This window comes from Microseira wollei NIES-4236 (assembly GCF_020521235.1).
Taxonomy (GTDB): Bacteria; Cyanobacteriota; Cyanobacteriia; order Cyanobacteriales; family Aerosakkonemataceae; genus Microseira; species Microseira wollei.
Map to the genome: position 1 here is coordinate 1 of NZ_BLAY01000059.1, position 21,830 is coordinate 21,830.

A 21,830-nucleotide genomic window follows, 5' to 3' on the forward strand; every position below is an offset into this window, starting at 1 on the left:
ATACTTGTAATCGTTTTGTCTTGACTCCCTGTGCTTCTAACTTTTGACAAATAGTAGCCAGAGCGGCACTGGCTCCAGATATTACCACACTTTCCGGACCATTAATCGCTGCTAGAGCCACTGTCTGATCGTATGGTGCGATCGCTTCCCTGACCAGTTTCTCGGAAGCCATCAGTGAAATCATCTCACCGCCATTGGGTAACTGCTGCATCAAGCGTCCCCGTTGAGCAATCAGTTTCAGTCCATCTTCTAGGCTAAAAACTCCGGCGACAGTTGCAGCAACATACTCGCCAACGCTATGTCCCATTACTACATTTGGCTCTATCCCCCAGGATTTCCACAGTTGATAGAGGGCGTATTCAATGGCAAATAGTGCTGGTTGAGTATATGCGGTTTGATTTAATCTAGATGCGACATCTTCTCCGGTTTGGGCAGGATAGAGTATGTCTAATAATGAATGCTCCAACTCAGGACGGAGAATTTCATTGCATTGTTCTAATATTTGACGAAACAGGGGTTGGGTGTCGTATAGTTGGCGACCCATGTTGATATATTGAGAGCCTTGTCCAGTGAATAAGAAGGCTATCTTTGGTGATTTTTTGTTGGTTTCGGCTTTCTTTCCACTTTTCAAATCAGCGATTTGAGCGACTAACTGTTCTTTAGAATCAGCAACAAACCCTAGACGATAATTAAAATGTTCCCGTCCTGTATTCGCCGTATAGCAAATATCTGCTAGTGGCAAATCTAAATTAGTCTGAATATAGTTTTGATAGCGAGAAGCTAACTGTTCTAAAGCTGATGGTATCTTTGCCGATAGGGTGAGTAGATGTAAAGGACGTTCTATTGATGGGGTGACGGGATCAGATGTTGGGGCTTGTTCCAACACCACATGGGCGTTAGTACCGCTAATGCCGAAAGAACTGACTCCCGCTAAGCGTGGTTTGTCTGTTGTTTGCCAGGAAGTTTTATTTTTGGGCACTATCAGGGGCAAATTCTCCCAGTCAATATGAGGACTGGGCTGTTGAAAGTGCAAATGTGGTGCAATTTCAAGGTGCTGCAATTGCAACACTACCTTGATCAAACCTGCGATTCCAGCAGCAGCTTCTAAGTGTCCAATGTTCGTTTTGACCGAAGCAATAGTTAGGGGTTGGTCTAGTGGGCGGTGATTGCCAAATACCGCACCCAAAGCTCCCATTTCAATCGGGTCTCCCAAAGAAGTACCTGTACCATGAGCTTCGATATAGCTGACAAGTGATGCTTCTACCCCTCCATTTTCTAAAGCCTGACGAATTAACGTTTGCTGGGATGACCCGTTAGGTACTGTTAGACCGCTACTGCGACCATCTTGGTTGATTGCCGAGCCGCGAATCAATGCCAGGATACGATCTTTGTCTTTGATGGCATCAGATAGACGCTTCAGGACAATCACCCCACATCCCTCGCCACGCACATAGCCGTCGGCTGACTCATCGAAGGTTTTGCAACGCCCATCAGGTGACAGCATCCTGGCTTTGGAGAAATTAATACTTAATTCTGGCGAAACCATGATGTTCACACCGCCAGCGATTGCTAAATCACACTCTTGATTACGGAGACTTTGACAAGCCAAATGAACCGCCACTAAAGAGGAGGAGCAAGCCGTATCCACTGCCAAGCTAGGCCCAGTTAGACCCAGAATATAAGATAAACGACCTGCTGCCACACTATGACCATTGCCTGTAGCTTGGTAAGCATCTATCTGTGTAATTTCTCTGGTAAACAAACGTAGTAAATAATCATTGCTAGAGATGCCAATGAACACTCCCGTTTTACTCTCAGCCAGTCCCTCAGATTTGATCGCAGCATTTTCCAACGCTTCCCAACTTACCTCTAATAGCAGACGTTGCTGGGGGTCAAGGCTAACAGCTTCCTTGGGAGAAATGCCGAAAAACTGGGCGTCGAATTCCTCTAACTGACTGACAAACCCACCATAGCGAGTGGACATTTTTCCCGGAGCATCTGGATCTGGGTCGTAGAAAGCATCAATATCCCAGCGATTCGGTGGAACTTCGCTGATGGCATCTACCCCATCGCGCAACAGTTGCCAGAATGTTTCTGGGTTGTTAGCACCTCCAGGAAATCGGCAACCCATGCCAACGATCGCGATCGGCTCTTTTTTAGCCCTTTGCAAAGCATCAAGCTGAGATTTCATCTCCTTTAGTTCCAGGAGTGCCTTCTTCATCAAAGATTGGCGGTCTGTGTTCGCTGAATTTTCGCTCATTTGCCCTTACTTTCCTGAATAATTGTTAATTCTTGTGCCAGCAGCTTTTCAATTTCGCTTTCCGATAGTTCGTCGAGGGCGGTTGATAAATCAGAGCTTAGGCGCAGATTGCCTTCGGCATCGCTTGCTTGTTGTTCGCTAGCAGATGGTTCTATTGAAAGCACTTCTTTGGCTAGATAATCAGTGAGCTTTGTAATTGTGGGATAATCAAAGACTAAGGTAGAAGGCAAAGAGCAACCCAAAGAGTTTTGCAGACGGTTTCGTAACTCCAAAGCTGTTAGTGAATCGATTCCTAGCTCTAAAAACCCTTGCTGGAGGTCTAGCGTTTGCGAAAGGTTGTGCCCTATTACTTGAGCTACCTGTGAGCAAATGTGGTCAATTAAAAGCTGATAACGCTCGTCGGCTTTAGCCGCTGCTAATCGAGTCCGAAAATCAGATTGTTCAAGTTTCTTAGCTAAGGTATGGGTGAAGTTAGCGAAGAACGGCGATCGGAAACTTAATTTCATGAGAAATTCCGACCATTTGAGGGGTACTACCGCTACTTGGGCAGAAGATTGGCTTAACAATTGCTCCAGAGCAACTAATCCCTGTTCTGGGGTAAATGTTCCAATACCCTGCATTTTTGTTTGTTGATCAAGTTGACGCTGTGCGAAGGCTCCGATTTGCGACCAAGCTCCCCAGTTGATGCTCAAACCTGGTATTCCCTGAGCCTGACGATGATGCGCTAAGGCATCAAGAAAAGCATTGGCTGCTGCATAGTTAGATTGACCTGGATTACCAATTAAAGAAGCTATAGAAGAAAACATGACAAAGAAGTCTAAGGGCTGGTTCTGAGTTAAAGTATGGAGATGCCAAGCTCCTTGTACTTTTGGAGCCAGAACTTTTGTAAAGCGTTGCCAGTTCTGTTGTTGTATAACGCCATCATCCCAAACACCGGCCGAGTGAATAATTCCGCGCAGTGGTGGTAAAGTTTGCTCAATTTCTGAAAGTACTTTTGTGATTTGTTCGACATCAGACACATCCGCCTGAGCAACCTTTACCTGAGCGCCAGCTTGTTCTAATTCTTGAAGTTGCTCATTAACAGCAACACTTAAACCACTGCGCCCAACTAGCACCAAATTTCTTGCTCCCTGCTGTACCATCCAACGAGCTATCAGTAAACCCAAACCACCCATACCGCCAGTTATCAGGTAGGTGCTATCCTCACGGAAACTTAGAGGTTTGTGCGCTGCTGTTTCTACATCTTCAGGCTTTCGGTAGCGAGCTAACCTGGCGACATAACGCAACTGGTCTGTCAAGGCAATCTGGTCTTCTGTAGTCGGGAACCAAATTTCTTCAAATAGGGCTTGCACTACTTCAGCATCTGCCTTTGGAGTCAAATCTACCCGCACACAGTTGAGTTCTGGATGTTCGTTAGCAATCGCCCTTGCCATTCCCCACAAGCTTGATTGCGCTACTCCCTCCAGGTTGGTGATTGCCACTGCTCCTTGAGTTACTAACCAGAGGCGAGGATGAGCAGATAAATTAGCTCCTGTCAATGCCTGGACTAAATGCAAGGTGCTACCACATCCTAGCAAAGATGCCTGTGCTAAATCGGCTGCGGTGAGTTCTGCTGCTTTAACTGTATCTAAACTCCAGCAATGAACGACACCATACAAAGGCAATGGTTTGCTATTGATTGCCTGCAATAGCTTTTGATAATGTTGTGGATTGCTTGGGTTAATTTTGAACTGTTGCTGGTCTAATTGTTCATATTCCTCACCAACAAATACCAAAGTACAAAGTTGTGAGTGAGTAGCTAGCTTGTCAGCTAACTGTTGCGAGATGCCTTGCTGATCTGCCAATAACAGCCAATGTCTTGGCTCAACTTGTACCAACTCATATTGTGCCTGAAGATTAGGGCTAATTTCTGCAAGTGCTGGCAGATAATCTGGAGACAGTTGCTCACTGCTAAAGCGCACTTGAGGATGCCACTCTACTTCATACAGCCAATTCTCTAAATAATTTTCTTTTAACTCTTGCTGGAGACTTGGTAACAATGTGTTAGGAGTCGCTTTGCTAGCCTCAAAGCCTTTAATTTCTGCAATCAACTGTCCGTTAGCATCAAACAGCCTGATATCTGATTTCTCCGACTGCGATCGCACCAGATGACACCATAACTGCTGACTTTGAGGACGTTGGTAAAACTTGAAACTCTCAATTGCGAAGGGTACAAAAGTCTCATCGTCAGAGAAGAAAATGCTGCTCAGTTGCCCGCAGGAGTCCATCAGACCTGGATATAATTGATATTCCTCTAAACCATCTAATACTGAAAGCCATTTGAGCTTGGCTAGAGCTTCTCCTTCTCCACACCAGACCGAATCAAGCCACTGGAAGCTTGCACCCAATTGAATCTGTCGCTTTTGCCAACTTTGGTAAATTTCGATTGCAGGTATTTGTTGAGTACAGCGTGTCTGTATCTGTGGGAGAAAGACAGTTTCTGGTGTAGTGTTAACGCCTTGAGAGATTTTGCCTGTGGCATGAACTAGCCACTGATTTACCTGAGTACTATTATTGGGAACTGTATCAAAGCTGATGAGTTTGAAAGATGCGCCACTCTCCTCCAGAGACAGCACCAGCTGCACCGTGCGTGCCCGATCTTCGGGGATAGCCAATGCCTGCGGGAAAACTATATTTTCTAACAGACATGCCTCATTAGCGAAAGTCAGCTTTGCTGCACCCAATATCATGGAGAGATGACAGGCTGCGGCCACGACAACTTTGTTATAAACTTGATAATCTGCTAAAAACGGTAGGTTTTGGGTACTGAATTCAGATTCAAACAAGATTTCCTTGCTTAAGGGCAACTGGAGCTTTTTGTCTATTAAAGGGTGCAGTTTTGTTGAGTATTGTTGCTGTTGATGGCGAGGTGATGTATTTTCAATCCAATAGCGCTGTCGTTGAAACGGATAGGTCGGTAGTGCAACTTTGCGGTGGGGATAATCTTGCTCAAATCCTGACCAATTAACATTGACTCCCTGGACGTATAATTTAGCTAAACTCTCCAGCAGTTGTTGCCATTCTGGTATTCCCTCACGTAAAGAAGGTAGCCACAAACCCTCACTATCTGGCAAGCATTGATGTCCCATGCCCAACAAAATCGGCTTCGGTCCGATTTCTAAGAATACTTCATATCCCAGCTGATGCAATGTCTCCATACTATCAGTAAACCGCACTGTTTGGCACACATGATGCACCCAGTATTGCGCTGTTGTAATCGACTCATCAGCAATTTTTCCGGTGACATTGGATACTAAGGGAATTTGAGGCTGATTGTATGTGACTTGATTGGCTATTGCTTCAAAGTCAGCCAACATCGGTGTCATCAACGGGGAATGGAAGGCATGGGATACTTGTAAACGCTTTGTCTTGATTAAGAGTGCTTCTAGTTGCTGACAAACAGCTGCGATATCTTCCCTAGCTCCAGAAATTACCACACTTTCAGAGCCATTGATAGCTGCTAATGCCACCCGTCCATTATAGGGTGCAATTACTTGCCTCACCCTCTCCTCTGAAGCCATCAGTGAAACCATTTCACCCCCAGATGGCAATTGCTGCATTAACTGTCCCCGATTGGCGATGAGTTTAAGTCCATCTGACAAACTAAAAACACCAGCTACAGTTGCAGCCACATACTCGCCAACGCTATGCCCCATTACTACATCTGGTTCAATACCCCAGGATTTCCACAGTTGATACAGGGCGTATTCAATAGCAAATAATGCAGGTTGAGTATATGCAGTTTGATCCAGTAGAGATGAAGCTTGCTCAAGAGCTTGGCTAGGATAGAGTACCTCTAACAAAGAATGGTCCAGATAGGGGCGGAGAATTTCATCGCACTGCTCTAGAGTTTGGCGGAAAATGGGCTGGGTGTCGTAGAGTTGGCGACCCATGTTGATATATTGAGAGCCTTGTCCAGTGAACAAGAAGGCTATTTTTGGTGACTTGTTATTGGACTGGGCGCTGTTTGGAGATGTCAAATCAGCGAGTTGCTCTATTAATTGCTCCCTAGAGTCAGCCACAATAGCTAGACGGTGCTTAAAATGCTCCCGACCTGTATTCGCCGTATAGCAAATATCTGCGATGGATACCTCAGCATTTGTTGTCAACAATTCCCAATAACGCTGTCGCAATTCTGCCAAAGCCTGGTCATTTTTGACCGAGAGAGTGAGTAGGTGGTATGGGCGATTAAATTCATTTTTTACCTGTGCTATTTCTGGCGCTTCCTCCAGAATGACATGGGCATTAGTACCACCGATTCCCAAAGAATTGACCCCAGCACGACGGGGATAAGCTGAAGTCTGCCAATCCTGCAAAGTAGTATTAACGTAGAAGGGAGTATTGGGTAAATCCAGTTGGGGATTGGGTTGTTCAAAGTGCAGACTGGGGGGAATTTTTTTATGATAAAGTGACAGGACTGTTTTGATAAAACCCGCCACCCCGGAGGCAATTTGGAGATGACCGACATTGGTTTTTACTGAACCAATACCACAAAAATTCTTTTGTTGAGTACTAGCACGAAATGCTTGGGTTAATCCGCCAATTTCAATTGGATCTCCGAGGGGTGTTCCAGTTCCATGAGCTTCCACATAGGTAATAGTTTCTGCATCGACTCCAGCCATCGCGATCGCTTCTGTTACCACGGCTGCTTGACCATCTCCATTGGGAGCCATGTAGCCGACTTTTGTGCCACCATCGTTATTGACGGCGGAGCCTTTAATCACAGCATAGATGTGGTCTCCATCTGCGATCGCATCTTCCAATCGCTTCAAAACCACCATTCCCACACCACTACCAAAAATAGTCCCTTGAGCGCGAGCATCAAAAGCCCGACAATGTCCGTCTGGAGTGACAATCATTCCCTCTTGATACAAATGACCAGCTTTTTGCGGTACATGTACAGACACCCCACCAGCTAACACCATGTCACTTTCGCCACTCAATAAGCTGGCGCCAGCCATGTGAATTGTCACCAAGGATGTAGAGCAAGCGGTTTGCACATTCACACTCGGACCAGTTAGGTTGAGTTTGTAAGAAATCCTTGTGGTTAAATAATCTTTATCATTGGCAACCATCATTTGCAAACCGCCCATTGAATCCACAGTTGCGACTTGCAAATTATCGTTGACATCAAGCTGATGGCGGTTGGGATAAATATTATTCAGTAAGTAAGTGTTCATCACCGCACCGGCATAAATTCCAATCGCACCATCATAGGTGAAAGGATTGTAACCAGCATCTTCCAGGCTTTCCCAAGCACATTCCAGTAAAAGACGCTGCTGAGGGTCGATTAATTCTGCTTCTTTGCTGCTATAGCCAAAGAAATCAGCATCAAAGGATTCCACATCTGATAATATTGGCTTGGCTTTGACGTAGTTAGGGTTTTTCACCACTGCCGGATCTACACCTGTGGCGATAATTTCTTCATCGCTGAAAAACGAAATCGATTCTACGCCGTTGCATAAATTTTGCCAAAATTCATCGATGTTGTTAGCACCGGGAAAACGACACGACATCCCGATAACGGCAATATCCGATTTATTAGCAGCTTGGCGAGAACTGCGAACTTGAGCGCGTTTTTGACCTTGCACTACTGCAGGCGATTCTGTTTGTCCCTGACTTAAGTACTTGGCTAAGGTGCTGATGGTGGGATATTTAAACATATCCACAATCGACAATGGGATACGGAAGAAATCCTGTAATTTACTCTGAGCCTGTGCTAATAGCAGTGAATGTCCTCCTAGCTCAAAAAAGTTATCATGAATGCCTACTTCTTCCAGACCCAAAACTTCTTGCCAAATCCGCCCCACTTGACGTTCAATGTCTGTCACTGGTTGTGCTTGGTCGTTGGCTGGTTCGCGCAGATCGCCTCTAGTGAGCTTTTCTCGGTCAATTATCCCTCTCTGGGTTAACGGCATCTGTTGTAGCTGGACAAAATTGCAAGTACTGAGTATGCCAAAGCGATCGCGTACTACCAATTTGGACAATCCCTCTGCAACCGAGGAATCGCCACTAGCAGTAAAATAAGCAGTGAGTTTTTCCAGAGAGTAAGTATCTTCTACATGACCACGGATATGTCGGTTGCTACCATCCAATCCCACTAACAACTGCTCCTGCTGATAGTTTAAACCGATCAGCAAAGAATACAATCCTTGTCGTGCATTTATAGCACAGTAGCCCTTAGTAATCGCTAACTTGCTCCTTTGATAGTCTTGGCTAATGCCGATACCATCCCAGAGACTCCAACTAAAGCAGTAGCTATTTAGCCCACACTTTGAGCGCTGGTAGTGAGCAAAACTCTGCAAAAACTGATTGGCTGCTACAAATGCGCCAACAGTAGCGCCTCCTAAGAAACTACTTACCGAAGAAAAGCTGATGAAAACTGCTTGCGGATCATCTTTGAGTAGTTGATTTAGCACCCAAGCTCCCCCAACTTTTGAGCGTAAAGCTGCTGACCAACTTTCGTGACTTTCTTCGATCAGCGATCGCTGTTGATAAGTTCCCGCTAGATGCAGCACCCCATCTAATTGGCATCCCCAGCGAGATTTCGTCTGTGCAACCACCTGTTGCAAACGCTGCAAGTCGCAGACATCGACTGCTTCATAGGTGATTTCTCCTCCCAACTGCTCTAGTTCTTGATAAGCCGCGATTTTTTGAGATATGACATTGGACTGACCTATGTAAGTCTGCCATGTACTTTTTTCGGGTAAAGAAGTTCTACCAACCAACAACAGCCGTGCTTTGTAATGCTTCAGCAAATACTTAGCAATTTCAACACCAACACCTCCTAAACCGCCGCTAATCAAGTACATTCCACCTGATTTAAAGGGCAACTCTTGCTTTTGTGAGGAGCGAAAATCCACTTTCTCTAATCGAGGAATCCAACGCTGTCCGTCGCGATAAGCTACTTCAGACTCCCCTGACAACACATGGATCTCTTGCAGAATGCGCTCTGCATTCACCCCAGGTTCATCTAAAGTCAGATCTACATGACGACAAGTCAACCCTGCTATTTCTTGGGATATTACTTTCAGTAACCCAAGCAGAGGTGATTTTTCATAAGCAATCTCATCAGCAGGCGATGTGAACTGCGTATAATTGGAAACTACTAATAACTCCAAAGGATGATGAGATTTCGGGATATTAGCTAACGCTTTAATTAAAGACAGTAGACTGTAGACACGGGTTTGAGCCTGTGACAAGGACTCTAGACTGGAAATCTCACTAATGCAACTGTCATAAGTCCATAGGTGTACAATTTTATCGATTGGAAAATTGTTAGCTGTGAGAACAGACAGCAACCGCTGATAATGTTCGGGATTATTTGGCGCAATTTGATAGCGGTTATTGCTCAGTTGCTTAAAGTCTACCCCTGCTTCAATACCAACCCACGCCTGACCCTGCTTTTGGAGTTCTGCACCCAAACACTCCCCTAATCCCAGCTGGTCGAGGAATACCAGGAAGTGACCATTGATGGCAGACATTTGGGTTACAGGTAGTTTCCTGCGCCAAGTCTGGCGATAAAACCAGTCTGGTAGCAAGTTGGGATTGTCTAAATTGATCCCCAGTTCTTGAATTATACTGTCGAATTCACCATCTGCAAACATCCGGCTCAATTGCGCTCGCTGAATTTTCCCAATCGCCGTCTTGGGAATTACCTCCTTTTTCACAGGAATGATGTAATTCGGATTTACCCCAATATTTTTGACAACTGACCCACGAATTTTTTTGATTATTTCTTTCACCAACGTCTGGTGATAGACAGGAGGACTAAAAAAGATTGCCAGTTGATCGGCGTTATCCCCAGCTCTCACCGCACAAGCAGCTGTATAAGAAACCTCTACACCCTCAACTTCTTCCACCACTGATTCAATTTCATGGCTGTAATAGTTGACACCATTAATAATAATATCATCTTTATCTCTGCCAGTCAGTACAATTCTTCCTGACTGTAAATAGCCGATATCTCCAGTATTAAACCATCCATCTTCAGTGAAAGCCTCACGATTACGCTCTGGATTTTCGTAGTAACCAGAGGTCACTGAAAGCCCTTTGACTTGAAATCTACCAATCACCCCTTCGGCAACAATTTGATTATTGTCATCAGTAATGCGGATTGATGCTCCGGGAATTGGGGGGCCGAGTTCTACAAATGACATCTCATCTGATGAATTCTCTAAAGAAAACCCATCAGACCAAGTTATACCTGAGCAGGTTTCAGACATCCCAAAGGCTGGATGAATGGTATTAGATGGCAAACCATGCTGCTGGAGTAGCTTGAGAAAACTCCTTGCCGTTTTCGGCACTATTTGCTCCCCGGCGTTAACTAGAAAGCGCATGGAAGATAAATCCCATGAGCGCTGATTAATCTCACTATATCGTTCGTTGAGGAGTGAAAAAGCGAAATTTGGTGCCCAGGAAATCGAGGCTTTATGGCGGTGAATCAATTCCAACCAGCGGATGGGATTTTGCAGAATATATTCTGTAGACACGTGGATTTGTTGACAACCTAAATCAACTGCCATCAGTCCCAGAAATACAATTGCACCCACATGTTCTAGTGGCATCCAGTTCAAGGTGATATCCTGACTGGAAAAATTGTTCATTTGGGCGGTAGCTGCGGTCATACTTAACAGATTGCGATGAGTCAACATCACCGCTTTGGGAAAACCAGTACTACCTGAGGTGAGTAATAGCAGCGCTAAATCATCTGACTGGCTTTGGTGAATGTTGCTATCTGGTTGATTTTGGCGTAAGTTATCTACTGTCTCAACTTGAAAGTTTTCTATATTTAAAATTGCTGGCAATTCCCGAATGCTTGGAGCTAATCTTGCACTTGTCAGAATCAGCGGTTGCTTTAACATCTGCCACGCATTGTGCAATTTACTCACAGAGCTATTAACCTGTTCGTAGGTAGGAGCGAGGGAAATTGGTACGGGAATAAAACCGCCTAGTACACAGCCCCAAAAAGCGGGAATGAAATCCTGGCTCTGGTCTATCTGAAATATTATTTTATCTAGTGGCTTTAAACCGAGTTTTCTTAACCCAGCCAATATCTTTTGAGCATCTAATAGTAAATCTTGATAAGATTGAATGATTTCGGAACCATCAGACTGAATATAAACTAAACCTAGTTCTTTCTCGGAGGATTGAATAGCCGTTTTTTGCAAAACTTGTGAAAGGAGCGTTGGAGCATTTTTTTCTCGCTTCAACTCTCCACCATGACTGATAGCTAGTTTGCTGGAACTGGAAATCTGGTTGTTGGTTGAGTGGGAAAATTCGGTTCTAACTGGCGGATTGATTTCTTCCCTCGTGAAAGTTTTCCACTCAGGAAGCAATTCTGATAGACGCAGTGACTGCTGGTGCTTAACTTGTTCTTGAACTACTACTGCTACTTGCTTAATTTCAAGCAATGACTGGATTTGCTCTTCCCATCGCTGCACTAAATCAGTGTCTCTGATTTCCAGATGACTCAAAGCAGTCTCATCTATCTCTCCCCATGGCGTCAACGGCAGAGTCGATACTGGCACAATTGCCGTGGGCATCCATTCACTAGGCAGTATTTTTTGCAGTTGACATAATAATTGTTCTTGTGCAAATAAACCTGATGGAACTACATAAGCAACTAACTCCTGTTTGAACTTTTCTGTCTGTCTCTCTATTACTACACAATCGCTTACAGTCAAACTCGACCGGATGGCAGCTTCTACTTCTCTAGTTGGAAAATTTTTCCGACTTGAATTTGCTAAAGAGTGACTTTTATTATCTAACTGCATTAGCTTACATCCCCCTTAAAATTCTCTTTGCTTTATATTGAGAAATAGCTTGCACCCAACGCCAAGGCTTCTGGAGAAAAGCTACTGGTCACATCAGAATGGACGGTATACCCAAATACAGAGGCTGCAACACATTCCCAATCAGTCCCCTATCGTGGAATTAAGGGTAGCCAAATCACAAAAATTGTTTTCTCGGTATGCCCTCATGCTCTACAGTGAAGGCTGCCCCACAATCAAATCCCTGTGGTGAAGACTCTTTTGAACAGTTAACTCAATATCCTGGGCATAATTATTTTCTCCTGGTATTTCCGCCTGGACACTGGGTTAATGATTCGGAATCGACAATGGCGAAGATGATTTTGATTGGCAGCCAAATTAAAACTCCTATCCTCATCAATAGTGACAGTTTTATTCCCAATTCAGCCGGTGCAGGTAAATAATAGCAGATCGACGCTCGACGCTCAACACACTTACATAACTAACGCAAGTTGCTAGTTATAAACAAGGGCGTTGCCAGCTGGCTAATTGCTAATTGCTAATATATGATTTTTACCCAGATTAGCCATTAGCCATTAGCCATTAGCTGCTATGCATGAGATAACTAGCAACTTGAGTTAACTATTGTTATTTACCACGCTCTAACTTGTATATCAGAATTTTCTGGTTCTGGCAAGTCATTTTCATCTCCAAGTTTCGCGAGCAGATGGAAATAGTCGTGTTGCGGGTATTGTGTTCTGTAGCGCTCGTTACCATTATTGATGGGTCCTCAGCGCTCAAGCCGTCCTCCGACCCATGGTACACCCACTCGTCGCTGCCTCGATACCCGCACCCAAGTTGGGAAAAAAGGAGTGGGCTATACCACAGTCGGGTACTTTTATCAAAAATCGACGTACTGATGACAACAGCCGTTTTACTGAGGAGCGGAATGATGGGAAACTATCACGTTCCGTTTTGGAGAGCAGTGGAGGAGGTGACTCCTTCACTGACTTTAATTATCCTGCACAAAGGATTGTCGATAACCGGCTATATCACAAATACGCACAGGAAGCAGCGAAATTGAAGCTTGTGGAGAGATGGCGCTCTACTTAAACTTGGAAACAATGCTTGAAGCTTGCACCACTCTGTGAAACAAGAATCCCCACCCTCAACTTCGTAGGGTGGGGAGCGTCAAGCTGGGTGGTAAGGGTACATCGATCCGCATGGATACGCCAGAATTTATCGCCGCCGTTGGGTCAATTACCAGTAAACCCCTCAAACACCGCCTGGGTTTGTTCCTAGAAAATAAGATTTCTTGCTGTGGTCTGCGAAAAATAAAGGCGATCGCGACTTGAAAATGCCAAAAACCGGGTTTCTCAGTTCAACCAGGATGTATAATAATTTTTTTAAGCATTTTAGGCTGTGGAAAAAACTGGTTTTATACTGAAAAAACCGGAAAATTTATTTTTAGCGATCGCTCTCACATTCGGCCTTCTATTCACCCTAATAATTGCTCCCTTTCATGCCGAATCAGAACCGCAACATTACTATCGTTCTTACCAAATATCCGAATTCAAACTCAGAGCAGATAAAAAAATAGTAGACTGCTACGGACAACAATTTGAAACCTATCTCCCGTCAACAACCTGCGTGGGGGGAATGTTGCCAAAAAGTCTTCTAACGACTGCTAAAATAACCGAGGGTATTGCATCTCGCAAAAATCCCAAAAGAAAGCAAAATCTCCAAACTATTATTGCTTTACTCAATTTACCCCTTGATAGCAACAATCGAGTTTTTCTCCGCTTTCCCAATATCTCGCTATTTTTTCCAATCACCCATTTGCCACAAGCTTTTGGCATGGCAATTGGCAGGTTATTTAACGTTTCTCCCCTTGTCCTTCTCTACGTGGGTAGGATTTGCAATTTATTAGTTTGGGTGCTGGTTGTTTATCTGGGTATTAAAATTATACCATTTTACAAATGGTTGTTAATTTTACTGGCTTTAACTCCCATGTCTATTTTTCAAGCATCTTCGCTTTCTGGAGATACGCTAACCAATGGGTTATCTTTTTTGTTAATAGCCGTTATTCTGAAAACTGCTTTTGACAGAGGATTACAATCGAGTGAGGGAAAGCCTTTTCGCTTCGTTTGTGTAGCGGCAGCATTAATGCTGCCTGCACACCAAGAGCGTGTACCTCATACGGCTGCAATCCGCTATGAAGGGGGAAAGCAAGTAACAAAATCGGAAATTTTTATCCTCGCTTTACTCTCCCTGTTCCTGTCGCTTTGCAAATTAGCCTATAGTCCAATCTTGTTTCTAGTTTGGGTCATACCCGTGGAAAGATTCCGCAGCAAAAAACAGTATTTTTTAACGCTGTCGGTAATCATTTTATTCAGTTTAGCGGCAGTTTTATCTTGGTTGGTTCTCACTCGACATTTAAACGTTCCCCTCCGGTTAGATACACCGAACCTTACTACAGAACAACGGTTGAATTATCTAGCTATTCAACCGGGGAAATTGTTAGTTTTGCTTGGGAATACGCTTCGCGTTCATGGGTTGACTTATCTGGAGCAATACCTTGGTGGAATGGGATGGGTAGAAACAAAAATGCCCATCTGGCATATGGTATCTTACGGCTTAGTTTTACTGGGTGTCGCCGCGTGCAGTCACGAAAAAGATATCGCGATCTCTGTCAGACAAAAAGCGATTATCTTGAGCATTGCATTCACCAATATTGCTTTAATTTTTACCTTGCTTTATATTACCTGGACTGACTTGGATTCTGATGTAATCCAGGGATTTCAAGGACGATATCTTATTCCCATCTCACCGCTGCTGTTTTTATTGTTATATAATCAAAAGATTAAGCTGAATTTCAAAAAATTTGAGTATGCGCTCGCTTGCTATCTCCTGTTCTGCCAAACTCTGACACTTGCGGTACTATTAAATAGGTATTGGTTGTCATAAATCTTTACATATGCGTCTCGAACCGATTGAACGTAGCAAGTTAGACCCCACGAATGATGCGGAATTTTACTCTTTTCCCCGCTTCGTTACCCACGTGGATGAAGGGTTCATCGATCAGCTAACTAATTTATACCGGGATCGCCTCAAACCCAAAACCCGGATCTTCGATATGATGAGCAGTTGGGTGTCTCATCTCCCAGAAGAGATGGAATTTGACCATGTGGAAGGTCACGGAATGAACGCGGAAGAATTGGCGAAAAATCCGCGTTTGAACGATTATTTTGTCCAGGATTTGAATAAAGATCCTAAATTACCGCTTCCAGACCAAGATTTTGACGCTGTTCTCAACTGCGTTTCTGTGCAATACTTGCAATATCCAGAAGCAATTTTTAGCGAAATTCACCGCATCCTCAAACCGGGTGGTGTCGCTATTATTAGCTTTTCTAACCGCATGTTTTACCAAAAAGCAATTCAAGCGTGGCGGGAGGGAACCGAACTCAGTCGAGTTGAATTGGTTAAAAGCTACTTTCAATCTGTGCCTGGATTTACGATACCAGAAGTAGTTGCCAAACGTTCCAGCGCCCCCAGTATTATGCAATGGTTAGGCGCTGGTGGTGGCGATCCTTTCTACGCAGTCATAGCGTATCGCGCTCAAGTTTGACACTCTCCGTCCTAAAGGCGCGGAGATTCTTAAGACATTGCGGTCTTAATATCCTGAGAAATCAGGTTACCGGGCGCAATCCTTTTGCCTAATGGCTGTCTGCTATCCTAGCCTTGAAGCTAGCTCCTCGGTCGTCAACTTTCCCCCAGTCGGTCGGTAGGTTTTAACTTCTTGTACTGACAAGAGTAATTTTAGCACAAACATTGCGTTTCAAGACGGGACTTAAAAGTCCCGTTTGCACTAAATCCCCCGCATAAATGACGGGGGTTTTGTGCGTCTCGTCCTGTTTGATAAAAAGATATTGCTCCAAAAACCGGGTTTTTGGTAGAAACCCGGTTTTTTGGTTTTTTGCGATCGCATCACCCACGCCACAAAACCACAGGATGGGGTATAATACCCCCAACATTTCCAAATGTTATGTGGTGTGATGGAACCGATATATATTTTAGGTGCAGGCCCAGCTGGTCTTGCTGCTGCTTATGCCTTGACCAAGCAAGGCGTACCCGTCGTAGTCGTCGAAAGAGATGCTAAAGTTGGTGGATTAGCTAAAAGTATCGAGTATAAAGGCTTTATTCTCGACTTTGGTCCCCACCGTTTCTACACGAAATTGGCACCCGTCCTCAAACTTTGGGACGAAGTTTTGGGTAACGAACAAGTCACAGTTAACCGCCTGACGCGAATTTATTACGGTAGGAAATACTTTAGCTATCCCATCAAAGCTGTTGAAACTTTAGTGGCGCTGGGACTGTTTGAAAGCACTCGCATAGTTTTTTCTTACTTGCAATCTCGTTTATTCCCCAAACGCGACCCCAAAAACTTTGCCGAATGGGTGACAACGAAATTTGGTCAGCGACTATACGAGATTTTCTTTGAGGGATATACAGAAAAGCTGTGGGGAATTCCCTGTACCGAAATCAGTGCAGATTGGGCATCCCAGCGCATTAAAGGTTTGTCTCTCTCAAAAGCCATCCGCAACGCACTTTTAGGCAACGATGGCAAAACCAAAACTCTGATCGACCAGTTTCAGTTTCCCCGCTTAGGATCGGGGCAACTATACGAAAAGATCGGTGATTACTTACGCAGCAACAATCAACCAATTCTTTTAAATACAGAAGTTGTAAAGCTGCATCACGAGAATTTCAAAGTCACCCAAGTCACTTTAAAAAACCGTCAAACTGGCATTGAAGAAACCGTTAGTTGTAGCGGGGTGATTTCTTCTATTCCCATTACCCTATTACTCGAGCAAATTGCTGACCCACCCCCGCAGCGAATTCTAGATTTTGCCAAATCCCTGAAATTTAGAAACACGATTTTAACTTACTTGATTGTAGAAAGCGATCGCCTGTTCCCCGATAACTGGCTTTATATTAACGAACCTAACGTCCAGCTGGGAAGGGTGACAAATTTTGCCAATTGGTCGCCGGATATGCTGCCAAACCGTCACCAAACGCCGCTTTGTTGCGAGTACTGGGCTAATTTTGACGAATCTCTGTGGCAAGCGCCTGACGACGAAATGTTGATGCAGGCAGAAAAAGACTTGAGAAAAATTAAGTTGCTGCACGATGAAAAAGTGTCTGGGGGATTTGTCGTGCGCTTACCGCGTACCTACCCGATTTATGCAGGCAACTACAAAACCGCTTTAGCGGAAATTCAATCATATCTCCAGCAGTTTCAAAACCTGCAACTGGTGGGTCGCTACGGTGCTTTTAAATACAACAACCAAGACCACAGTTTGTTGATGGGAATTTTAGCGGCTGAAAATGTCATAACGCCAGGTAAGCATGACCTTTGGTCGGTTAATTCCGATAGCGAATATGTGGAAGAAGCCAAAGCAGATGTAGCGACGACTGCTGCTAAAAACACTCGCACCTCACGACGGCAGAAAGTTGCCCAAGTTTTACAACAATTTGGAGGATATCTGTTTACAGGTGGCACTGCGACTATAATCGACGTGCTGGTTTTTTCCATCCTAACTAAGTTAGGTTGGTGGTACGTTTCGGCACTCTGCATCAGCTATTTTCTGGGTTTAACTACCAATTTCTGGCTGAGTCGTCGCTTTGTCTTTGGCGTTTATTGGAAAAACTGGTTAACTCAATACGCCGTCTTTGCTACGGTTGCCCTCAATAGCTTACTGGCAAATTTAGGGCTGCTACAACTTTTAATGAACGATTTATCCTGGGATGCTACGACTTCCCGCCTCATCAGTGCTGCCTGCGTTGCGCTTCTCAGCTTCACAGGACACAAGTTGTATTCTTTTGCATCTAACAATCTAGTTTCCCATCAGAAACCATGAGCGTTCGCTGATAACAAAGGTTGAAAATCCCTCTTTCCCTAATCCCAGCGCCCCTAGCCCCTATTTTCAGTTGAGCCTCAATGAAAATCAAGATTCAGCCCCCCGAAAAACTTATTGTTTGCGAGATGGGATTGATAAGCTTGTTATGGTTTATCAGTTTAATCGTCACAACCCCTCTATTCATCTTCAGCGACAGACCCATGAGCGGTCGCTTTGAAGGAATAGCTGCCCACACGCTTGTAAGTCTTCAAGCTTTTGAAGAGTGGGGCTTTTGGAAAGTTTTGGGGGCTTCTCTTCTTTTTCCAAAAACCTACGAATTTAGCGATATAGACATAACTTCTTTAACTAAACCAGAAGTTTATCTCAGTTATCCAAGTTTATGGCTATATCCACCCTATATTATTTTAAAGTTGCTAAATGCTTTAGATTTAAATGTCATCGTGTCTCCCCAATATTTGCAGTTTTACAGCTTGGTAATTAATCGACTAATTTGTGGGATTGTTGTTTACTATTTGTTGATTGAAATCACCAAAATATACTCCGAAAAAAGTTTAACAGATACCCAAAAGAGGAGCGTTGCATTTTTAGGCTTGGTAGGGTGGATGTTTACTCCACCTGTGCTCTATTGGACACAAAACGTTTATTTCACTGACCAAGCAGTTTTATTGCCAATATACATTACATTATGGATTTCTCTGAAATGCATATTTAAATTTGAAACCTTATCTAGAGGGTTGAAATTTTTACTATTTGTCGCATCTCTTGGGGCTTGCGGTTTTGACTGGTATGGATGGGTAGCCGTTGCAGTTATTATCAGTCTTTCCCTGTTAGAAAAATTAATAGAAAAACGAAATAAGTCGTTGTTTTCGATAAGTTTTTTAAAGCAATACTTAAACTCAGTTAAGTTTATAATATGGGGGACGTTAATAGCTGCATTGACTTTTATCGGGCAGTTAATTTATTACAAAAATGGCATAATTCAACTTGTAGCTACCTATAATCTTAGATTGTCAAGTGGGGACGATACGGGTAACGAACTGACGCTAAAAGATTTTGCTGTGAGAATATTTCAGCACTGGATTCCTTATTTTCCTAAAGCATTTCAAAAATTTTTGTGGGAGTATACTTTAAGTTTTAAAGAACTAGGAAAAAGTAATTTATCTATGCAATTTGTAACAGTTGCGTTTATAAGTTTGTTGTTAATATCTCTATACCTGCTCTATAGACTAAGCGAAAATAGAAGAATTGCACTGTATGCCTACATCCTGGTACTTGGAGTGCCATTGCTCCAAATTTTTATTTTAAAGCAGCACTCCTATATGCATGATTTTTCTTCGTTTAAAATGGGGTTACCTATTGTTTTTAGCTTACTGTTAGTGCCAGTATTGCTTTTGAGCAAACTGTTAAAAATTAACGATTTCAATTGGAAACTCCGTGTTGTAAATACATTGATTCCACTTGCTGTTGGATCGTTATGTATAGCAATCATTATCAGCAGTAGAAGTGGAGCGATAGATTATGCATCTATAGGTGGACACAAAGCACACGGTCAAGACGTGGGCTTTCTGGTATCTAAAAATTTTGCAGCCGATGATTTACTCATAGCAGATTCACCTGAGCTGATTGTAGGAGCCTATCCCCCAGATAGGCTGTGGTATATTAAAAGGTTTATATATGCTCCTGAGCAAGTGAAAAATTTACAGCGTCGAGTCACCCTAGAAAAACTTAAGAGTATGAAGCCTATTTTTCTAACTTTTAAAGACACATCATCAAAGAGTATTGTTAATTCAATTTGTCAGAATCAGTGGATTGATTTACAACAAAATGTAGGCGGTCGTATAGTGGTTGCTTGCAGGGAGGCAAAACTCAGTCGCCTGCTGGAACAGTGAGCGCTTGGATTTGAACCGAATTCTCAAACTAATACAATTACAAAAATTAAATTAAAATAAAATAAGGCTAAAAATTAACACTATTCGTGGTTGGTTGGTGAACTAGCTTTTTCCCTATGCTCTTTTGCAATCATTTATGACAGCCGCTGCCAAACAACTAAACAGAGTTAATCCCCTTGTGTGGGTATTGTTAATTGCTTTTTCAATTAGATTGCTGCTGCCGCTCATAGCATTTATATTTACGAAAGAATTAGCTATATTCTATGGTGGAGACACCGCTTCATATCTAGTACCAGCAAAGGAATTACTTCGTTCTGGTCGATACATGACTGGAGGGTTTCCTGAGATATTTCGCGCGCCTGGTTATTCGCTGCTATTAATTCCTGGTATTATTTCAAACCGGCTAGAATTAGTGATGGTGGCGCTGCAAATTGGTTTGAGTTGTTTGACGGTTTATTTAGTTTTTAAAATCGCTCTGCTTGTATTTAACAATAATAAAATAGCCATAATTTGTGCTTGGCTTTATGCCCTTGAACCGCTTTCTATTGTATATGCGGGAAAGATTTTAACCGAGACAGCGTTTACAACTTTTTTGATGGCATTTTTATATTGCTTTTTGGTTTATTTAAACAAGCGCTCGCTTATCCTCTTGCTAGCAGCAGCAGTTATTTTAGTTGCTGCTGCGTATATCAGACCGATTGCGTATTACTTGCCTTTTCTGTTTACATTGATTCTGGTTGTATTTGCGAGCGCTAAGTTTTCCAATAAAAAAACTATCCTAATTCATGGCTTTCTTTTCTTCTCGCTCTCGATGGGTTCTATGTATCTATGGAATATCAGAAATAAAATTGTTGCTGGTTATTCAGGTTTCTCATCTGTCACCGAAATTAACTTATATTATTGGCACGCAGCGGCTGTACTAACTGCAAAACCGGGAACGAATTTCCTCGGTCAACAAGCAATGTTGCGCGAACAATTACAAAAAGCATTACCACCAGAAGTTTTTCAGGGTAAAAATATAGCTCATATCTGTGCTTGTGCGCCCGATTACGGTTCCCCCAGCGTCCTCAAATATATGCGCGAAGAGGCGAAAAAGATTATTTTTTCTCATCCTTTCAGTTACTTAAAACTGCGGTTAAATGGAATGGTAAATATTCTGTTTAACTCGACGCCTTGGCCTTATTTAACTATACTGAATTACTACAAAATAGGCGGATTTACTCAAATAGCAAATGCCTATGAAACCGAATTTTTTAGGAATGGTTGGCTAGCAGGAATGTCTTATTACTTAAATAACACACCGGCGGCAGTTAGGATAACTTGGTTAATTTTACAAGTTAATTTGTTAATTTACTGGTGTTTGACCTTCCTAGCGCTGCCATCAAAGTTTTTTATCAAAAACACTCCCGCCTTGATTCTGATAACTTTAGCTTCCTATTTTGTAATCATAACGGGTGGGCCAGAAGGCGGTAGCAGCCGTTATAGACACCCGATTATGCCCATTATTTGTATTGTAGCTGGTTATGGGTTGTATTTTATGATGGAAAAGTTTAAAGAGAAATTTAATCGGGAAACTAGATAACGCAAGTTGCTAGTTATAAACTTTGGCGTTGCAAGCTGGCTAATTGCTAATTGCTAATATAGGATTTTTACTGACATTAGCCATTAGCCTCGTGACCACGGCAGAGCCTAGTAACGCCATTAGCTGCTATGGATGAGATAACTAGCAACTTGAGTTAGATAAGTAGAAACCCGGTTGTTTAAATTTAGAAACCGAGGCAGATCCTCGAAGATTCGTTCCCAGGCGGGAGCCTGGGAACGAGGGGAGCGGGAGCCTGGGAACGAGGGGAGCGGGAGCCTGGGAACGAGGGGAGCGGGAGCCTGGGAACGAGGGGAGCGGGAGCCTGGGAACGAGGGGAGCGGGAACCTGGGAACGAGGGGAACACAAAAGAAGAGGTGGGTAATTTTG

11 protein-coding genes are annotated in these 21,830 nt (G+C 43.4%); 8 read left to right on the forward strand and 3 right to left on the reverse strand.

Annotation, left to right across the window (positions count from 1 at the left end; genetic code table 11):
* Positions 1 to 2,260, reverse strand: a 2,260-nt coding sequence (locus MiSe_RS19815) for a type I polyketide synthase (protein WP_226584069.1), incomplete at its 3' end; no start/stop codon positions are given.
* Entirely contained in the window at positions 2,257 to 12,075 is a 9,819-nt protein-coding gene (locus tag MiSe_RS19820; RefSeq protein WP_226584072.1) for a type I polyketide synthase, read from the reverse strand. The genes MiSe_RS19815 and MiSe_RS19820, both read right to left, overlap by 4 nt.
* Before the next feature lie 197 nt (positions 12,076 to 12,272).
* On the opposite strand from MiSe_RS19820, the gene MiSe_RS19825 reads away from it, so the two are divergent.
* From MiSe_RS19825 to MiSe_RS19845, 5 genes are all read left to right on the forward strand, one after another.
* Positions 12,273 to 12,515 (forward strand): hypothetical protein, encoded by a 243-nt coding sequence (locus MiSe_RS19825; RefSeq protein ID WP_226584074.1) that lies wholly within the window; start codon positions 12,273 to 12,275, stop codon positions 12,513 to 12,515.
* A gap of 352 nt (positions 12,516 to 12,867) precedes the next feature.
* On the forward strand, positions 12,868 to 13,164 hold the full coding sequence (locus MiSe_RS19830; protein ID WP_226584077.1) for a hypothetical protein: 297 nt from the start codon (positions 12,868 to 12,870) through the stop codon (positions 13,162 to 13,164).
* Between the two features lie 68 nt (positions 13,165 to 13,232).
* Positions 13,233 to 13,406: a hypothetical protein gene (locus tag MiSe_RS19835; RefSeq protein WP_226584080.1), complete on the forward strand. Its 174-nt coding sequence runs from the start codon at positions 13,233 to 13,235 to the stop codon at positions 13,404 to 13,406.
* A gap of 67 nt (positions 13,407 to 13,473) precedes the next feature.
* The gene (locus MiSe_RS19840; protein ID WP_226584083.1) at positions 13,474 to 15,018 is read left to right on the forward strand and encodes a DUF2142 domain-containing protein; all 1,545 of its coding nucleotides are present in this window, start codon (positions 13,474 to 13,476) and stop codon (positions 15,016 to 15,018) included.
* Between the two features lie 10 nt (positions 15,019 to 15,028).
* Entirely contained in the window at positions 15,029 to 15,679 is a 651-nt protein-coding gene (locus MiSe_RS19845; RefSeq protein ID WP_226584086.1) for a class I SAM-dependent methyltransferase, read from the forward strand.
* Positions 15,680 to 15,842: 163 nt separating this feature from the next.
* On the opposite strand, the gene MiSe_RS19850 is transcribed toward MiSe_RS19845, so the two are convergent.
* A complete protein-coding gene (locus MiSe_RS19850) occupies positions 15,843 to 16,085 on the reverse strand; it encodes a hypothetical protein (RefSeq protein WP_226584089.1) in 243 nt (80 codons plus the stop codon).
* Positions 16,086 to 16,106: 21 nt separating this feature from the next.
* Between MiSe_RS19850 and MiSe_RS19855 the strand changes: the two genes are divergently transcribed.
* The 3 genes from MiSe_RS19855 (at position 16,107) to MiSe_RS19865 (ending at position 21,443) form a co-directional block, all read left to right on the forward strand.
* On the forward strand, positions 16,107 to 17,972 hold the full coding sequence (locus MiSe_RS19855) for a GtrA family protein (protein WP_226584093.1): 1,866 nt from the start codon (positions 16,107 to 16,109) through the stop codon (positions 17,970 to 17,972).
* Positions 17,973 to 18,172: 200 nt separating this feature from the next.
* Positions 18,173 to 19,861, forward strand: a complete 1,689-nt coding sequence (locus tag MiSe_RS19860) for a hypothetical protein (protein WP_226584096.1) — start codon at positions 18,173 to 18,175, stop codon at positions 19,859 to 19,861.
* Positions 19,862 to 19,997: 136 nt separating this feature from the next.
* The gene (locus MiSe_RS19865) at positions 19,998 to 21,443 is read left to right on the forward strand and encodes a glycosyltransferase family 39 protein (protein WP_226584097.1); all 1,446 of its coding nucleotides are present in this window, start codon (positions 19,998 to 20,000) and stop codon (positions 21,441 to 21,443) included.
* The last annotated feature ends 387 nt before the right edge of the window (positions 21,444 to 21,830 follow it).